This window comes from Gardnerella sp. c10Ua_31, from assembly GCF_055700915.1.
This window is the reverse complement of the sequence record NZ_JANUYG010000002.1, coordinates 307093-324890: the sequence shown is the minus strand read 5'-3', so window position 1 is coordinate 324890 and position 17798 is coordinate 307093. Positions and strand designations below refer to the sequence as shown.

Below are 17798 nucleotides of genomic sequence, written 5' to 3'. Positions count from 1 at the left end.
CATATTTTGGTGCGTATTTTACGTAACAAGATATGGCGATTTTTGTATAAAACTTGCGACTAGAAGTTGCCGCCGTTCCAGCCCCAGTCAGTTGTTGCAGTGTAGCGAATGTAAGTGCGATCTTGTGGTATTCCAAGCTCGCTCTCCAAAGCTGCCATAATTTGCTCAGTTAACTTTTCCCAAGCCGAACCAGGCACGCTAGAGCCAAAAACGTTCACTTCAACGTAAGCTGCAGGCTTAGAATTGTCTCCTGCAAAATAAATTGGCATGTTGTCTTCAAATGGGCACATAAGCCAATGTTCGCTTTTGCCTGGAACTGCGCTAATCGCCTTGCCGTACGCTGCTTTTAAGGCATCGCGCTGAGCAGGTGTAGTGCTTACAGAAACATGAGTGTGAATAACTGGCATAATCGCTCCTTTGCTAAATTTTATGAATTTTCTAAGTTTATAAACTTGTGTTACGCAACTTGTGTTACGCAATAATAAACCTGTGTTACGCAATAATTATAGTAAATTGTTAGCCTCCGCGTGTTTAATTGAATGTATGAAAAAACTTATTGAACAGGTTGTTAAGTTTGGAATCGTAGGCATTATTGCGCTGATTATTGACGTAGTGTTGCTAAATCTGCTTCTTCTTGTGCATCTTAATAACGTTGTTGCTGGAACAATATCTTTTATAATCTCACTTATTTTTAACTACATTGCCAGCATGAAGTACGTGTTTAAGCATCGCGAAGACATGGCTCGTTGGATGGAATTACTAATTTTTGTTATTTCTGCAGTTATTGGTTTGCTTATTAACGATGCGATTATTTGGCTTAGCACGCTTGGAATGTCGCAAGCTTTGCGCGGTACTGCGATTTACATGCTTCGCACAAACATTGGCAAGCTTATTGCAACAGTTGTTGTAGCTGTGTGGAATTTTGTTATTAGAAAGTGGCTTTTAGATGATACAAAGTCACAAAAACCTGATTATGATGCCGCTAAAGACAATACTTTTGCTCACAAGTTGGGCGAGTGGTCGCTAAGTCACACTCCAAAAGGCTGGAAGTAGGTTTGGAAATAGGTTTGGAAGTAGGTTTAGAAAATATGCCAGCTACGACTATTCATTTTGTGCGCCACGGAGAAGTGGAAAATCCAAATCACGTGCTTTACGAGAGACTCCCAGGATTTCACTTATCTAATCGCGGCTTAAAAATGGCTCGCGCTACAGCCAAATATATTGCGACTGTTCCGCAAATGCGCGGAATTAGTGCGATTTATTCGTCTCCTTTGGAGCGCACGCAAGAAACGGCGCAACAAATCGCAAACGCTTTGCAAATCAGCCCAATTATTTTAGACAATCGTCTAATCGAAGCGGAAAACAATTTTCGCGGAAAAAGAATCGGCTACGGCGAAGGCGCTTTGTGGAAAAACAACAATTGGAAGCTTGTATCTAACTTGTGGAAGCCGAGTTGGGGAGAATCCTACAAAAGCATCGCAGCTCGCGTTGGCGATTTTGCGAGTGAACAAGTGAAAAATCACCCAGGCGAACAAATCGTAGCTGTAACGCATGAATCGCCAATATGGTCTTATCGTCATCTGCTAGAAACTGGTCACGCGGAGCACAATATGCTTTTGCGCAAGACGGCTTTGGCGTCGATTACGTCGATTACATACGATTGCACAAATATGAATGTGCTTTCCATCACATATGTGGATCCTGCGGCGCGTGTGCAGTAGAACGTGTGGAATAATAAGCAGTAGACTTAAACATATGCATAAAAGATGCGTAGAAACCGTGTTTTTTACGGCTAATGCGAAGGAGCGTTATTATGGGTGATTCTGTAGAAAAGCTGGATTCAAAAGCTTTAGGCTTGCTTGAGTCTGCTGCAAAGAAGGCCGCGGATTTGACTAAATTGTGGCCTTTAAGCGAGGCTCGCTATTTAGATAATGACGCAAAATATGCGGAAAACCTGGAAGTTAGGGCGATTCGCGCTATTGCACGAATTATTACGGATTTAGATGTTACTGTTCCAGATGCAGAGTTTGTGTATGAAGGTGCGGATGTGATTCCAGGGCGCCCACAAGAGATAGTTGACGCGCTTTTGGCAGCAGCAAACGCTTACGACGATATGGATTTATGCTACGACCCAGATTATAGCGAAGCGCAAGAAGAGCTAGAAAATAACACGAATGATGTTAGCGCTATTTTCAACAAGCTTGAGTCCAATCTTTCTAACGATGTTAATGCAATCAACGGTGCTGCGGATTCTTTAAGCGTTGCAGGGAATTGGAGCGTTGAGAGCTTGCAAGATGCGTTTAGATGCGCAAAACAAGAGTGTGATTTTTGCGGACTTAATTCTGTAGAATCGCAAAAAATTACGGCAATACTTTCTATTCTTAAAAGTCTTATTAAAAAAACCAGTAACATTTACGAAACTTTGCCTATATTCCTATATATTAACGAGGTGTGCGAGTGTGCTGGAATTCCTCGAATGATGTTTAAGGATGATCAGTGGCGTGCGCTTGTTGATTGCGCAAAAAGTGGTAAGACTGGCGATGATGGCGATGATGGCGAAAATAGTAAAAATAGTATGAGCGCGCTGGTTGAATTTGCGGCTCCATTGCTTGAGCGTGAATGGTCAAAGCATAAGGAAGACGTTCTTTGGGACCCAGAAGAAGCTAAGAAGCTTGCAAAAGAAGAAGACGATAGAAAGTCTCGCGAAGCTCTTGCTGCTAAGTTTGCGCATGTGGAAGGTAATAAGGAATCAACTCAAGCGCTTGACTAGATAGGCACGTCCGTAACGCGCGGCACAATGGAACCTATGACTGATACAGAGGAAACTCAAGAAGTTGCTAATAATGCAACAAAATCCACAAAGCCTGAACTTCCAAAGAATGTTCGCGTGCGTTTTTGCCCTTCGCCAACTGGTACGCCTCACGTAGGTATGGTTCGTACCGCGCTGTTTAACTGGGCAGAGGCTCGCCACACGCATGGCAAGTTGCTTTTCCGCATTGAAGACACAGATAATGAGCGCGATAGCGAGGAAAGCTATCAGCAGATTATTGAGGCTCTTCGTTGGCTAAATATTGATTGGGACGAGGGCATTGATGTTGGCGGAGATAACGGGCCATACCGCCAGTCCCAGCGTCTGGAAATTTATAAAGACGTAGCGAAAAAGCTTTTCGATGCAGGATACGCTTACGAATCCTTCTCTACTCCAGAAGAGATTAAGGAGCGCAATATTGCTGCTGGCCGTCCAGCTGAGTTTGGTTACGATGGCTACGATCGCAATCTTACGGAAGAGCAGAAGCAAGCTTTCCGCGATGAAGGCCGCAAGCCTGCGCTTCGCTTGAAGATGCCAAATGAAGACATTACTTTTAACGATTTAATTCGTGGCGAAATCACTTTTAAGGCGGGTTCTGTTCCAGATTATGTGATTGTGCGCCCGAATGGCGATCCGCTTTACACGCTTACGAACCCTGTTGACGATGCGTTGATGGATGTAAACGTGGTTTTGCGCGGTGAAGATATTCTTAGCTCCACGCCTCGCCAGATTGTGCTTTACCGTTATCTTATGGAAATGGGAATTGCTAAGGAAACTCCGCTTTACGGCCATATGCCTTACGTTATGGGCGAAGGCAAGAAGAAGCTTTCTAAGCGAGACCCTGAGTCCAACTTGTTCTTGCATAGAGATAACGGCTTTATTCCAGAAGGCTTGCTGAACTACTTGGCTTTGCTTGGCTGGTCTATTGCGCCTGATCGCGATGTGTTCACTATGGACGAGATGATTGAAAAGTTCGATGTGCGCGATGTTAAAGCAAACCCTGCACACTTCGACTTAGACAAAGCAATTTCCATTAACGCTGAGCATATTCGCATGCTTGAGCCTCAAGATTTTTTGAATCGTTCTGTGCCTTACTTGCATAAGGATGGCGTAGTTAGTGCGGATTCTTGGGATGCGTTGACTAGTCGCGAGCGCGGGGTGCTTAGCGCTGCCGCTCCTCTTGTTCAGCCTCGCGTGCGATTGCTTGGTGAAGTTGCTGGCATGGTTTCTAGCCTGTTAAGCGAAGATGGCTACATTGAGCCAGATGATGATGCTCGTAAGCAGCTTAAGGAATCTGCTGGCGAGGTTCTTGATGCTGCGCTCGCTGCTTTGAATGGCGTTGATGCTTCTGATTGGCATACGGATTCCTTGCACGAGCTTTTGAACAAGAAGCTTGTTGAGGAAGCTGGATACAAGCCGCGATTGGCGTTTGGCCCTGTGCGAGTGGCTCTTTCTGGCCGCCGCGTTTCTCCTCCGCTTTTCGAATCCATGGAAATCGTGGGCAAAGACGTGACTTTGGCTCGCTTGGCTGGATTGCGTGAGCATTTGTAAAAATGATTAAGCTTAATGCTGTTTTGCCCCCATGCTTGTTGATTTTTGACTTGCATGGGGGCATTTTGTAGCTGATGCGACACGCCGCTAGTTGCATATACTTGCGTTATGTTGTAAAGTCGACATTTGTTGCGTCTAGAGGCGTAGCAAATAAATTAAGCCCCCGTCGTCTAGCGGCCTAGGACTACGCCCTCTCACGGCGCCAACACCGGTTCAAATCCGGTCGGGGGTACAAAGACGGAACGGTTCCAAGAGCCGCGAAGCCTGCCAATTGGGGTATGGTGTAATTGGCAACACAGGTGATTCTGGTTCATCCATTCTTGGTTCGAGTCCAGGTACCCCAGCGAATAGCTCTCGTAATCGCGGGGGCTTTTTCTTTTTCAACTTCCGCAAATGAATCTTACGAAAATCCCACTCAAAGCTTACACAAAACAAAACCCCGAGTGATTGGCTCGGGGTTTGAAAGAAGAGAAGAAGAGAGGTTCAGTTATTAGTTCTACATCACTGATTATTGTGATTTATTTCGTTTATGCTTTATATCTAACCACTCTTTTCTTAATGCGAATAGGTTATTAGCTTAAAGTTATCTTAAAATATTGTAAAAAAACGCTATTTTTGCGGCGTTTTGCGGCGTTTTGCGGTGTTTTGCTGTGTTTTGCGTCGTCTTACCTTGTTTTGCGTTATCTTGAATAATCATTAATGATTTTTAGTGTTTTGCCGTGTTTTGTTGATACGCCAGATGCTGTGCCGTATGCTTGAACTATGTTAGAAATTGCAGAATCTGATAAAAGCGACTCTAAGATTTTGAAAAGCAGCCTAAATGAGCAGGAGACTTTTCAAAATGCTAAGTCGTCAAGTTTTGCTAAGTCGTCTAATGCCTCTAATACGTCTAATTTGTCTAATTCGTATAGCGCATCTGATTCGTCAAAGCTTCCAACATCCGTCTCTGCAAGATTAGGTAAGTTGCAATTTCATCTTTCGGGAAAATTCCGCGTTTTACAGTTTGCAGATGTTCAAGATGCGCCAAAAATCAGCAAAGATACGATTAAGCTTATAGAGTCTGCTTGCGATGCAGTTAAGCCAGATATTGTGATTTTTAGTGGCAATCAGATTGCAGGGTATGCTAAAGATTTTGCGAACACTTTTGTGCGAAGACGCTGGGATGAGTCGCAAGATAACCGTGGAGCAGATGCGCGCAAGTCGCATGAAAAAGATTTGCAAGATACGCGCAAAAAAGTCTTAGAGCATATTAAGCGCATGGTAAAGCCTTTAGAAGAACGCTCAATTCCTTGGGCTCTAACGTACGGGAATCACGATTTTCAGTGCGGATTAAGCAACGCGGAGCTGGATTCTTTGTATCAAGAGTTTTCGGGATGCTTGAATCGCCAGCAAACCGATGAAGCATTTTCTAGCGGATCCGCAATGTCTCTTCCAAAAAGCATTTTGCCAAAGCAAATCATATTTCCTTGCAAAGCAGGAACTTTTGCTTTGCCTGTTATGGACGTAAATCAAGAAAAAGTCGTATTTTCTATTGTTCTTGTAGATTCTGGCGATTACGAAAAGCGTGGTGGTTACGGAAGTCCTTCTAGTAATGCACTTGACTTTTTAGCGGATTTGCCAAACTTTTTGCCGCCAAAATTCTGCGTTTTTCAGCATTTTCCGCTTCCGCAATACTACGATTTACTACGCGAAGTTCCTAAAGATTGCGCTGCTAAAGAAAACGCTATCGAAGGCTACAGGCGTTTTGCTGGAAAATACTACGCTTTAGACGATAATCGCGTTTTGCCAGATGGGTATCTTGGAGAAGGCGTGAGCTGCCCAGATAAAGACAGTGGGGAATACAATATTTTGCAAAAGATTGGTGCTTTTGCTTTTTGCGCAGGGCACGATCACAGAAACGCGTTTGCTGGCAGGTGCGAGGATTCTGGCATGCTTCTAATGGCCACTGCAACGTGCGGATTTGCGTCTTATGGGCCAGTGGCTTCTAAATGCGGAGCAAGGCTTCTTGAGTTCGACATTCGTCACCCTTATGAGCCTAGAACGCAAATGCTGGAATTCGGCGATTTAGTTGGCAAAGCATCGTCTAAAAAAGCGTACACATATGGATTAAACGCGGATTGTAGTCACGATTTGCCAGAAGTGGACCTATTGCAAAAGCCTTCACTTTTTGCAAGGATTTTAAGAAGGTGGCGGTCTATAGTTGCAAAATAGCGTGCGATTATTGTGCGATTGCAACGTCATTTACATGCGATTGGCACGCGTATCGGTATTATAGTTAATTAGTTTTAGTTGCAAACGAAAGAGGTAAATGTGTCTGCGCAAAACACGGCTGAACATAACGAAAGCGGCATCGACGCTGCAGACGTTTTACATGTAGAAGGTGGCAAGCCGCTTAACGGAACGATTAAAGTTCGTGGCGCAAAAAACTTTGTTAGCAAGGCGATGGTTGCAGCGCTCCTAGCTCCTGGAAAATCCGTGTTAAAGAATGTTCCAGAGATTAGAGATGTTCACGTTGTTTCGGATTTGCTTCGATTGCACGGTGTAAATGTAAGCGTTGATGGTGCTGCAGGCGTTGTTAGCATCGACGCAAGCAACGTTCAACTTGCAGACGTTGCCGACGTAGACACGTTATCGGGGTCTTCTCGTATTCCGATTCTTTTTTCTGGCCCGCTTCTTCACAGGCTTGGCGAGGCTTTTATTCCAGCGCTTGGCGGCTGCAATATTGGTGGGCGTCCTATAGACTTCCATCTTGAAACTTTGCGCAAGCTCGGCGCAAATGTAAACAAAGACCACGAAGACGGTATTCACATTACTGCTCCAAACGGTTTGCACGGAACTAAAATCCACCTTCCTTACCCTTCGGTTGGTGCTACTGAGCAAACTCTTCTTGCTGCTGTTCTTGCAGAAGGAAAAACGGAGCTTTCGGGTGCAGCAATCGAGCCAGAGATTATGGATTTGGTGGCCGTTTTGCAAAAAATGGGCGCAATCATCTCTGTAGACGTTGATCGCACGTTTAGAATTGAGGGCGTTGATAAGCTTCAAGGTTACAATCACACTGCTTTAACAGATAGGATTGAGGCGGCATCTTGGGCTTCGGCAGCGCTTGCGACTCACGGAGATGTGTTTATTAAAGGCGCAACTCAGCCAGAAATGATGACATTCTTAAACGTGTTCCGCAAAGTTGGCGGCCAGTTTGACGTTGCAGATAATGGTATTCGATTCTGGCATCCAGGCGGAGACTTGCATCCAGTTGCTATTGAAACCGACGTTCATCCTGGTTTTATGACAGATTGGCAGCAGCCGCTTGTTGTTGCTTTAACGCAAGCTAAAGGTTTGAGCATTGTGCATGAAACAGTGTATGAGAATCGTTTTGGCTTTACAAAGCCGCTTGTGCAAATGGGTGCTATGATTCAGCTGTATCGCGAGTGCCTTGGCTCGCTTCCTTGTCGATTCCAGCAGCGCAATTACAAGCATTCTGCTGTGATTTTTGGACCAACACCTCTTACTGGTCAAGATATTGATGTTCCAGATTTGCGTGGTGGCTTTAGTCATCTTATTGCAGCTCTTACAGCTAAGGGGCCATCTAACGTTAAGGGTATTTCGCTTATTGACCGCGGTTATGCAGACTTTAGAGGAAAGCTCACTGCTCTTGGCGCAGACATTGATTGATTAGTGTGATTAATACTAGCAATGCAAGCAATGTAAGCAATGTGGATAACTTTTCCCTTATTTTTCTAGGACTTTGATGGCTTTGGTACACATTTTCCATTAAGTCTTTTCTTTGCATGAATTAGTGCATAGAGTTTAGCGCACAGGATTATTATCGGTTTGATTTTATGAAAGTGCGGTAAATATGGTTTGTGTAGGTGGAAAATATCAGCTTTTGGGAAAGCTTGGTTCGGGCGGAACTTCTAGCGTTTATCTTGCTGTAGATAATGTTTTACACAAAAAATGGGCTGTTAAAGAAACGTCTAATGAGAATTTAGATAGTGATAAAAAAGCTTTGATTTTGCAATCGCTTCGAGCAGAAGTCGAGGTTTTGAATCATTGCAATCATCCTTGTATTCCTAGAATCGTTGATTTTTTTGAGGAAAATGGCAGAGCGTACGCAGTTCGCGACTATGTTGAGGGAAGTTCGCTAAAAACGATTATTGCGCAAAGCGGAGTTATTAGCCCTAGTCAAGTATGCGCTTTAGGAATCCAGCTATGCGAATTATTGCAATACCTTCACTCGTTAAATCCAGCTGTTGTTTATTGCGACTTAAAACCTTCTAACGTTATGATTTCTAATGATTCTAGTGTGCATCTAATTGATTTTGGCTCTGCATTAGAGCTTAAAGGCGAAGATGGTGTTTTGGTGCAACCAAGTCGATTTAAGCAAGATGCGCGTTTTGCAACATGTGGATTTGCAGCTCCCGAGCTTTTTGAGCAGGATGCTAAAATCGGCGTTTTTACAGACGTTTATGCGCTTGGAGCAACGTTGTTTTACGCGCTTACGGGTACATGCTATTGCGAGAGTTCCAATTGTTCTGATTCCTCTTTAAGTTTTAACAATTCCGATTTTTCTAGTTTTTCTAGTAATCAGACTTTAGATTTTAAGGATTCTAATAAATCTCATCCGCTTACTAACTTCGATTTGAGCTGCGACGATTGCGATAGTGGTGTGCGCTATGTGTTAATGCGCGCATTGGCGCATAATCCAAAGGACCGATACGAAGATTGTGCGGAGTTTTCTCAAGCGTTAAAAGATTGTTTAGAAGATTTAGAATTTGGCGAAAAAGTTGAGTCAAATATGGGAGAATCTGGTCTTGTTTTGCGCAATAAAGAACGTGCGAGAGGTGCGCAAACTCGCAAAAAATATGATGCAAGTCGTAGCAGCCATGCTCTCTCGCGATTGCGCGTAGAAAGTGGTAATCAAAATATTGGCAAAAGACACAAGAAAAATGGTGTTAAAAATGGTGTTAAAAATGGCAAGAAAAATATTTTTAAGATTGTTTGTTGCGCCTTAATGGCATTTATTGGATGTATTGTTTTTGCATTTGCTTGTAAATCCGTAATAACAAACGCAAGTAGAGCAAAAGTAAGCGAACTGCGCTCATATGTAAAAAGCGGCAATATCCCTACAAAAAACAAGAACGCTAGCAACATAACAAGCAGTGTACAAGAATATAAAAAGTACATGTCTAAGGCTGCAAAATCAACAGATTCTAAGCAAATTGTTGAATATGTTAACAAAGCTATGTCTTTACAAGTAAAGCTTTTTAATGCAAATGTTCAGCCTATATCCATTCAGCCAGCGTTGCGACTTTTAGTAAACCAGATTGAAGATTTTCGATGGAGTGCAAGCGAAAGAGAAGATTTTACGTCGTTTGTTAATAAGTACAAGTCGGATCTTAAAAAATCCGAAGATTGGTATGAATTATGCTTATCTGTTGGAAAAGCGTATTGGTATTACGGTGTTAAAGATAAAGAAGAATCAAGTAGTGCGAATAGAAAGGAACGTATTGAACAGTCTGCAAAGTGGTTTGAAGAGGCGCTAAAGGGTGTTAAGGCAAAGGATTATGAGTCAGCGTTAATGTATTCCACGCTTGGCAAAGGCTACTTAGATCTTACAAACTATTCGCAAGCTAAGCCAAAGCCTAAAGTGCGAGAGTATGCTGGAAAGTTGCGCGCTTTTGTTGAAAATGCAAAGAAAAACGAAAATGAGATTGTAAAAATAGATGCAAGTGAGATTGTGTTTGAGTCCCTGAACTCTTGGAGTGCGCAATTTAAGGCAGATGGCGTAAATCAAGATATTATTGAAAAGATTTTTGACGATGCGTTGGATTTAGCGCGGTCTTTGAAGTCGCAAAATAAAAACGTTGATAACAGAGTTAAGAGCATAATGAGCCAGGCAGATCCGCTAATCGATTCGATTGAAAACGCATTCGATAACAGCGGTGCTTAGGATTTGCAAAGAAAAAGCCCACTGCGGTGGAATGAATGCAGTGGGCTTAGTGGAGCTAATGGTAATCGAAACCACGACCTCTTCGATGCGAACGAAGCGCTCTACCAACTGAGCTATAGCCCCAATGTTTTACACAACTCTGCACACTGTACTACAAAATGCGTAAAAGTACAACGCTAGAAGTGATGGAGTGTTGTAAAACACGATTAATTTTGCTTAAGTTATTTTGTTAAGCTAATTCTGGTGCGCTTCGTTTTCTAAGCGTTTTTTGGCTTTGTTGGCAGCGTGAGCTTTGTAAAGCCCAATAAAAGTTGGAACAAGAGAAATAAGCAAAATCGCCACTATAACAAGCTCAAAATTCTTTTGAACAAAAGGAATATTGCCAAAGAAGTAGCCGAGAAGAGTAAAAAGCGATGACCACACTATTCCGCCAAGAACAGAAAAAGGAGTAAAACGAGTCCAGCGCATGCCAGAAATGCCAGAAATAAATGGCATAAATGTGCGTATAAATGGGAAGAATCTGCCTAAGAACACGGCAATTGGTCCCCACTTATCAATCATTTGCTCTGTTTTAGCAATGCGTTCTGGTGTTAAGGCCTTAACTTTGCCTGATTCAACGATTCGCCTGCCAAAAAAGTGGCCAATAAAGTAGTTGCATTGGTCACCAATAATGGGCGCAATCCAAACAACGGCGAGCAAAATCGCAAGTGGAAGCGAGCTTTTACCTGTTTGTGCATCTGGTGCTGCAAAGAATCCAGCAGCAAAAAGCAAGGAATCGCCAGGCAAGAATGGGAAGAATACAACGCCTGTTTCAATAAAAATGATTAGAAAAATCAATCCTAGTGCGGGTGCAGTTCCCATAGCAATCCAGCCAGCTATAGCAGAGCGCGGATCTTTAAGAAGGTTAAGAATAAAGTGAATAAAACCCATGTGTGTACCTAAATCTGTTTGTGATTGCGCATTTTGTTGCAATCGCGTGGAGTATCATTATATTGCACGCTTTAGATAGGGGAATGTGGCTGGTAAGGTATTCACTAAGATTTGCCGTTACTAGATTTGTTGTAACAAATTTAATCTAGTCTAATCAGCACTAAGAGTTTAGCACGTTAAAGGAGAGTGCAAGAGATGGATCAGCGTAAAGCAAACGCTAATGCTGCTAATGCTAACGCAGATGAAACCCTTGAGTTGCCTGGCGAATTGGAGTCGGAGCTTTCTATAGCAGATATCTCCAAGCTCCACTCAAATCCTAAGCGTTGGGTGCTTTATTTTGCGATTCTTCTTGTAGCGGTTGTTGTTCCTTATTGGGCAGGTAGAACTTTGGCAGTTCAACACACTGCTTGGGTTGTTAAGAATTTTTCTGGATTATCTGCGCAGGGAGTTGTGTTTATTGCTTGGGTTACAACAGTTGCAACCGCTACAGCTTTGGCAATGGCGCTAATTGAGTCTAGTAGATGGCTTTGGCGATTCTTGTTTGTTGTTTTTCTAACGATTGAACAATTTATTAGCGGATTATGCTTGTTGCGCTTAAGTTTTTGGTATTCAACATACGTTGTTTATGGGTCAGCAAGTGGACTTGCAAATGCTGCAAATCTTGGAATAATCTCTGCTGGATTTGGCGTTGCTGTTTATGCGATTTTGTTTGTTGGATTGCTTGTAATGGTTCCTAAAAAGTCGCGATTAAACGTTTTGACTCGCAGCTGGGCTTCGTTCATAATGTTTTACGCTATAGAAGTTCTTGCGATTCTTGTAGTGATTTTTGGCGGATTTATTACTGCTATGTAGGCTTTATAAGCTTGTTTGGGCATAGTTGTAAAATCGAAACTCGGCGTGTAACGCCCGCGGATTTGCAAGCGCTGTATTAAAGGATGCGGCACCGCGCAGTAACTACATAAGGAGGACGCCGTGGCATTAACGGCTGAAGATAAGAAGAACATTATCAACGAATACGCAACGCACGAGGGTGACACGGGTTCCCCAGAGGTTCAGGTTGCTTTGCTCAGCAAGCGCATCTCCGACCTTACCGATCACTTGAAGGAGCACAAGCATGATCACCACTCTCGTCGTGGTATGATGCTCATGATTGGTGACCGTCGTCGTCTTCTTGATTACTTGAAGCGCGTAGACATTAATCGCTATCGTTCTTTGATTGATCGACTCGGATTGCGTCGATAAGTCTTTTTGCCCGAGCGTAAGCTCGGGCTTTTGTATTTATGCATTTGTATTTATGCGTATTGTTTATGCGATTCTAGTGAATTTAGTGTGTTTGAAGTAGAATTAAAAAGCTTGATTAAATGGCTGAATTTGAGGTTTGAAGATTTAAGTTTGAAGATTTAGGATTAACGATTTAGATTATAAGCTAAATGATTTAAGAATAATTGATTTAAGGTTAAACGATTAAGATTTAAGTGATTTAAGATTTAAGCGATTTAGTTTTAGCAAGTTCTTAAGTTTGCAGGATTTATAACTGAAGAATAAAACATAATTGAATATGGATGATTGAAGTAACCGAAACAAAAAACTACGAAATGTTGGTTATGCATTTTGCAAAGATTCGCGCGTATGTTAGGCAAAGGTAACAAAAAAGCGAGTCTGCCAATGACGACGCATGTTGGTTGATTAGGTAAGTTAAGAAAAGGAGGAACCCGTGGAGGGTCCCGAAATTAAGGCTGTAGAAGCCGTTATTGATAATGGTTCATTTGGAAAGCGCACGCTGCGTTTTGAAACAGGTCGCCTCGCTCAGCAGGCGGATGGTGCTGTTGCCGCATACTTGGATGACGATTCCATGATTTTGTCGACGACGACTGCAGGATCTAGTCCAAAAGAAAACTACGACTTCTTCCCACTGACTGTTGATGTGGAAGAAAAAATGTACGCTGCTGGTAAGATTCCAGGATCTTTCTTCCGCAGAGAAGGCCGCCCGTCAAATGAGGCAACGCTTGCGTGCCGTATTATTGACCGCCCATTGCGCCCACTTTTCCCACACACTTTGCGTAACGAAGTGCAAGTTGTAGAAACGATTTTGGCAATTAATCCAGATGATGCTTACGACGTTATTGCTTTGAACGCTGCATCTGCTTCTACTATGATTTCTGGTTTGCCATTTGAAGGCCCAGTTTCTGGTGTGCGTTTGGCTTTGATTGATGGCCAGTGGGTTGCATTCCCTCGTTGGAGTGAGCGTGAGCGTGCTGTATTTGAGATTGTTGTTGCTGGTCGCGTTATTGAAAATGGCGATGTTGCGATTGCAATGATCGAAGCTGGCGCTGGTAAGAATGCTTGGAATTTGATTTATAATGAGGGTCAAATTAAGCCAGATGAGGAAGTTGTAGCTGGAGGCTTAGAAGCCGCAAAGCCGTTCATTAAGGTTATTTGCGAAGCGCAAAATGAGTTGAAGCGAATTGCGTCTAAGGAAACCAAGGAATTCCAGCTGTTCCCAGAGTATACGGATGAGCTTTATGCAAGAATCGATGAGATTGCTCATGCAGATTTGAACGAGGCTCTTTCTATTGCAGAAAAGCTTCCACGCCAAGACCGCATTGCGGAAATTAAAGAAGGCGTGCGCGAGGCGATTGCGCAAGAGTTTACCGATATGGACGAAGCCGAGAAAGAAAAGGAACTCGGCAATGCGTTCAAGGAGTTGCAGCGCCAGATTGTTCGTCGTCGTATTTTGACGGAAGATTACCGTATTGACGGCCGCGGCTTGCGCGATATTCGTACGCTTAGTGCAGAAGTTGATATTGTTCCTCGCGTTCATGGTTCGGCGCTCTTCCAGCGCGGCGAAACCCAGATTTTGGGCGTAACTACTTTGAACATGCTTAAGATGGAGCAGCAAGTGGATGCGCTTTCTGGCCCACAAACCAAGCGCTACATGCACAACTACGAGATGCCTCCATACTCCACTGGCGAAACGGGTCGCGTTGGTTCTCCAAAGCGCCGCGAGATTGGTCATGGTGCTTTGGCAGAGAAGGCTTTGGTGCCAGTTTTGCCAAGTCGCGAAGAGTTCCCATATGCTATTCGTCAAGTATCGGAAGCTATTGGTTCCAACGGCTCTACATCTATGGGCTCCGTGTGCGCGTCTACGCTTTCCTTGCTCGCTGCTGGCGTTCCTTTGAAGGCTCCAGTTGCTGGCATTGCTATGGGCTTGGTTTCGGGAGACGTTGATGGCAAGCACATCTTTAAGACTTTGACCGATATTCTTGGCGCAGAAGATGCGTTTGGAGATATGGACTTTAAGGTTGCTGGTACGTCTGAATTTATTACTGCTTTGCAGCTTGATACTAAGCTTGATGGCATTCCAGCAGACATTTTGGCTGCTGCTTTGCAGCAAGCTCACGAGGCGCGCACTACGATTCTTGAAGTGATTAACGAGTGCATTGATTGCCCAGCAGAGATGAGCCCATTTGCTCCACGCATTATTACAACTACGATTCCTGTAGATAAGATTGGCGAAGTGATTGGCCCTAAGGGCAAGATGATTAACCAGATTCAAGAAGAAACTGGTGCCGAGATTGCTATTGAAGATGACGGTACTGTGTACATCTCTTCCGAAGGTGGCGAAGCTGCTCAAAAGGCTAAGGAAATCATTGATTCTATTGCAAATCCACGTATTCCAAAGGCTGGCGAGACTTTTACTGGCAAGGTTGTTAAGACTACGAGCTTTGGTGCTTTCGTAAACTTGACTCCTGGAAGCGACGGCTTATTGCATATTTCCCAGATTCGTAATCTTGCTAACGGTGAGCGCATCGACACCGTTGAAGATGTGCTTAAAGAGGGAGATACCGTAGAGGTAATCGTGCAAAGCGTAGACGAGCGCGGCAAGATTTCTTTGGCAATTCCAGGTTTTGAAAATCAAGAGTCTTCAGCACCAGCACCTCGTGAAAATCGTGGTCGTGGATCTCGCGAAGATCGAGAAGATAGGGATGATCGCAGAAGTGACCGTAGGCGTGCTCCACGCGACGATAGGGATGATCGTGGAGATAGAGGAGATAGAGGAGATAGAGGAGATCGTCCTCGCCGCCGTAGCGTTCGCGACGACCGCGATTCGCGTTATGACGATAGGGAAAATCGTTCGGATCGTTCCAGCCGCTACGATGAGCGCTCTTCTAGAAGGGATGATCGCAGAAGCGATCGCTACGATAACAACGATTATGAAGACCGTCCTAGCCGCCGCGCTCCTCGCGACGACCGATACGACGAGCGAGATGATAGTGCAAGTGAGCGCGCAGAGCGTTCCGATCGTTCCGACGACCGCGCAGAGCGTCCTCGCCGTGGATCGGATCGCAGAGTGAGCGACCGCAATTTGCGCTACGCTGCAGACGACGACCACTACGATGAGTATCGCGCTGCTCGCGAGGAGCGCGCAGAACGCCCTCGTCGCAGAATCCGCCGCGATTTTGACCCATTTGACGAGGATTAATCGCAAGCTAATCGCAAGATAAAGATGCAAGCGCATAAGCGCCTAGTCATATAAAATAAAAAATCTAAATGCCTTCAAGTTGCTTTTGCGCTTGGGGGCATTTTGAAACATTTTTTGAAACATTTGAACAGGAGAAAAATGGCCATGAATCGCACTATAGGATCGTTCAACACTACAGCTATTGGCTTTGGTGAGATGCCATTAACGATTGAAAACAATCTTGGGCACAGTATGGGCATTGAAACAATCCACGCTGCTCTAAACGCTGGATGCACGCATATAGATACGGCATGGGCGTATTATTGCTCGGGCGGTGAGGAGCAGACTGGCGAAAAGCTTGTGCGCGAGGCGTTGGATAGCTGGAATGGAGACAAGTCCTCGATTCTTGTTGCAACAAAAGTCGGTCACTTCCGCAACTTTACAGATGGCAAGCCAACGTGGGGTAAAGATGGAAAGCCAGAGCATTTGATTGTGCACGCTAAAGAGTCGGCAATGGCTCTTGGCGTAGATACGATTGATTTGCTTTACTTCCACAGGCCAGATCCGCAAGTTCCATACAACGAGTCGATTGAAGCAATGCAACAGCTGCTCGATGAGGGAGTCGCGCGAGAAATCGGCATTTCTAACGCATCTGTTGAGCAGATTGACATTGCGCGTGGGATTTTGGGAGAAAAGCTTGTTGCTGTTCAAAATCAGTATTCGCCAGTGCATTTAGAAAACGAAGACACGTTGCAATATTGCAAGAAGCTTGGAATTGCGTTTGTTTGCTGGAGTCCGCTTGGAGGGTTCCGTCACCCGTATGACGAGCATCTTTTTGACCCATTCCGTAAAGTGGCGGATGCTCATAACGTTAGTTATCAGCAGGTTGTTTTGGCTTGGGAGCTTGCCAAGGGCAGCAATGTTTTTGTTATTCCAGGCGCGCATAGGCCAGCTACGATTTTAGATAGCTTAAAGGCTGCAGATTTGCAATTAAGCGATGAAGAATTAGCTTATTTGGGTTAGTTTAATTTTGATTAACTTTTACATCAAATAAGACAAAACGAATAAGACAAAACGAAAGCGAATAATATGCAAGAAACTAGCGTAGCAGGAATGCCACTTGCACACGAAGACGAAGACGGCTTGCCAATTCCAGTGACAATTCCAGTGCCACTTGGAGCGCGCGCTCATGCTGTTTTTACAACGCGATTAGGTGGAATTTCCGAAGGTGCGTTTGCTTCGCTTAATTTAGGAGGCAAAGCTGGCGACGATGCTAAATCTGTGTTTAGCAACCGTTGTGCTTTGCAACGCGCGCTTAAATCTGACTTGTGTCTTGTTAGCCAAGTTCACGGAAATAGTGTTTTTGATGCAGATCCAATAGTTGATTCGTGGAACACTCCGTACGGTTTTGATGCTACAGGTTTTGCAGATTCACACGCTAGAATCGAAGCAGATGCGCAAGTTTCAACTGCTTGCTCGCTTGCTTTAGGAATGTTTGCTGCAGATTGCTTGCCAGTTTTGCTTGCAGATAGTGAATCTGGCGTAATTGCTGCAGCACATTGTGGCAGAAAAGGCTTAATGGCTGGCGTGCTTGATTCTGTTATTGAAGCGATGTGCGAAAAGGGAGCCGATCGCTCGAATATAACAGCTGTTTTGGGGCCATGCATTTGTGGTGATTGCTACGAAGTTGGCGAAGAAATCGCGCGCGACTTTGAACGCCGATACCCACAAACTGTAACGCAAACGCGTTTTGGTGGACTTGGAATTGATATTGCAGAAGCTGCTCGCATTGATTTAGCGCTTGCAGGAGTTGCAAATATTGTTGACGCTTTGCCGCGCGTTACTGCTGCCACACAATATTTGGCTAAAGACGAAGAGTTGCAAACGATTTGTAAGGTAGACGGCGAAGGCGAAGCGCTGGAAAGTCGCCTTAAGGCGTTGCAAAACCCAATGTGTACGCTGGAAAATCCATTATGGTATTCTCACAGACGCGCATGTCTTGCAGGAAAATCTCACGAAGGACGATTGCTTGCGCTTGTAGTTAAAGACAAGTAAAAGCTATTGTTAGAAATCTATTGTTGGAAAGCTGTAGAAAGCTA

14 protein-coding genes and 3 tRNA genes are annotated in these 17798 nt (G+C 44.2%); 14 read left to right on the top strand and 3 right to left on the bottom strand.

Going from position 1 to position 17798, the window contains the following annotated elements; genetic code table 11:
- Window positions 1-59: 59 nt before the first annotated feature.
- Entirely contained in the window at window positions 60-407 is a 348-nt protein-coding gene (locus tag NYP55_RS03890) for a phenylpyruvate tautomerase MIF-related protein (protein ID WP_472781592.1), read from the bottom strand.
- Between the two features lie 136 nt (window positions 408-543).
- On the opposite strand from NYP55_RS03890, the gene NYP55_RS03885 reads away from it, so the two are divergent.
- From NYP55_RS03885 to NYP55_RS03845, 9 genes are all read left to right on the top strand, one after another.
- On the top strand, window positions 544-1053 hold the full coding sequence (locus NYP55_RS03885; protein WP_180947209.1) for a GtrA family protein: 510 nt from the start codon (window positions 544-546) through the stop codon (window positions 1051-1053).
- Between the two features lie 35 nt (window positions 1054-1088).
- A complete protein-coding gene (locus NYP55_RS03880; protein ID WP_346284236.1) occupies window positions 1089-1721 on the top strand; it encodes a histidine phosphatase family protein in 633 nt (210 codons plus the stop codon).
- Window positions 1722-1813: 92 nt separating this feature from the next.
- Window positions 1814-2770 (top strand): hypothetical protein, encoded by a 957-nt coding sequence (locus NYP55_RS03875; RefSeq protein WP_101889533.1) that lies wholly within the window; start codon window positions 1814-1816, stop codon window positions 2768-2770.
- 27 nt (window positions 2771-2797) lie between these two features.
- Window positions 2798-4360, top strand: a complete 1563-nt coding sequence (gene gltX / locus NYP55_RS03870) for a glutamate--tRNA ligase (RefSeq protein WP_472781591.1) — start codon at window positions 2798-2800, stop codon at window positions 4358-4360.
- Between the two features lie 159 nt (window positions 4361-4519).
- A tRNA-Glu gene (locus NYP55_RS03865) sits at window positions 4520-4592 on the top strand.
- Window positions 4593-4632: 40 nt separating this feature from the next.
- Window positions 4633-4704 (top strand) — tRNA-Gln (locus NYP55_RS03860).
- A gap of 418 nt (window positions 4705-5122) precedes the next feature.
- Window positions 5123-6571: a metallophosphoesterase gene (locus NYP55_RS03855; protein ID WP_472781590.1), complete on the top strand. Its 1449-nt coding sequence runs from the start codon at window positions 5123-5125 to the stop codon at window positions 6569-6571.
- Window positions 6572-6670: 99 nt separating this feature from the next.
- Window positions 6671-8029 carry a UDP-N-acetylglucosamine 1-carboxyvinyltransferase gene (gene murA, locus NYP55_RS03850; protein ID WP_004133526.1) on the top strand — a complete coding sequence of 453 codons (1359 nt, stop codon included), beginning with the start codon at window positions 6671-6673 and terminating at the stop codon, window positions 8027-8029.
- A 184-nt stretch (window positions 8030-8213) separates the two neighbouring features.
- On the top strand, window positions 8214-10307 hold the full coding sequence (locus tag NYP55_RS03845) for a serine/threonine protein kinase (protein WP_472781589.1): 2094 nt from the start codon (window positions 8214-8216) through the stop codon (window positions 10305-10307).
- Window positions 10308-10357: 50 nt separating this feature from the next.
- Here the strand turns inward: NYP55_RS03845 and NYP55_RS03840 are convergent.
- Window positions 10358-10430: transfer RNA gene (locus tag NYP55_RS03840), tRNA-Ala, on the bottom strand.
- A 111-nt stretch (window positions 10431-10541) separates the two neighbouring features.
- Window positions 10542-11237 (bottom strand): DedA family protein, encoded by a 696-nt coding sequence (locus NYP55_RS03835; protein WP_004131648.1) that lies wholly within the window; start codon window positions 11235-11237, stop codon window positions 10542-10544.
- A 195-nt stretch (window positions 11238-11432) separates the two neighbouring features.
- On the opposite strand from NYP55_RS03835, the gene NYP55_RS03830 reads away from it, so the two are divergent.
- The 5 genes from NYP55_RS03830 (at window position 11433) to NYP55_RS03810 (ending at window position 17754) form a co-directional block, all read left to right on the top strand.
- Window positions 11433-12089 (top strand): hypothetical protein, encoded by a 657-nt coding sequence (locus NYP55_RS03830; protein WP_018636838.1) that lies wholly within the window; start codon window positions 11433-11435, stop codon window positions 12087-12089.
- Window positions 12090-12209: 120 nt separating this feature from the next.
- On the top strand, window positions 12210-12479 hold the full coding sequence (gene rpsO / locus NYP55_RS03825; RefSeq protein WP_004131651.1) for a 30S ribosomal protein S15: 270 nt from the start codon (window positions 12210-12212) through the stop codon (window positions 12477-12479).
- A 472-nt stretch (window positions 12480-12951) separates the two neighbouring features.
- Entirely contained in the window at window positions 12952-15720 is a 2769-nt protein-coding gene (locus NYP55_RS03820) for a polyribonucleotide nucleotidyltransferase (protein WP_472781588.1), read from the top strand.
- A gap of 138 nt (window positions 15721-15858) precedes the next feature.
- Window positions 15859-16722 carry an aldo/keto reductase gene (locus tag NYP55_RS03815; protein ID WP_415697419.1) on the top strand — a complete coding sequence of 288 codons (864 nt, stop codon included), beginning with the start codon at window positions 15859-15861 and terminating at the stop codon, window positions 16720-16722.
- Window positions 16723-16788: 66 nt separating this feature from the next.
- A complete protein-coding gene (locus tag NYP55_RS03810) occupies window positions 16789-17754 on the top strand; it encodes a purine nucleoside phosphorylase YfiH/LACC1 family protein (RefSeq protein ID WP_415697420.1) in 966 nt (321 codons plus the stop codon).
- Window positions 17755-17798 lie beyond the last annotated feature (44 nt).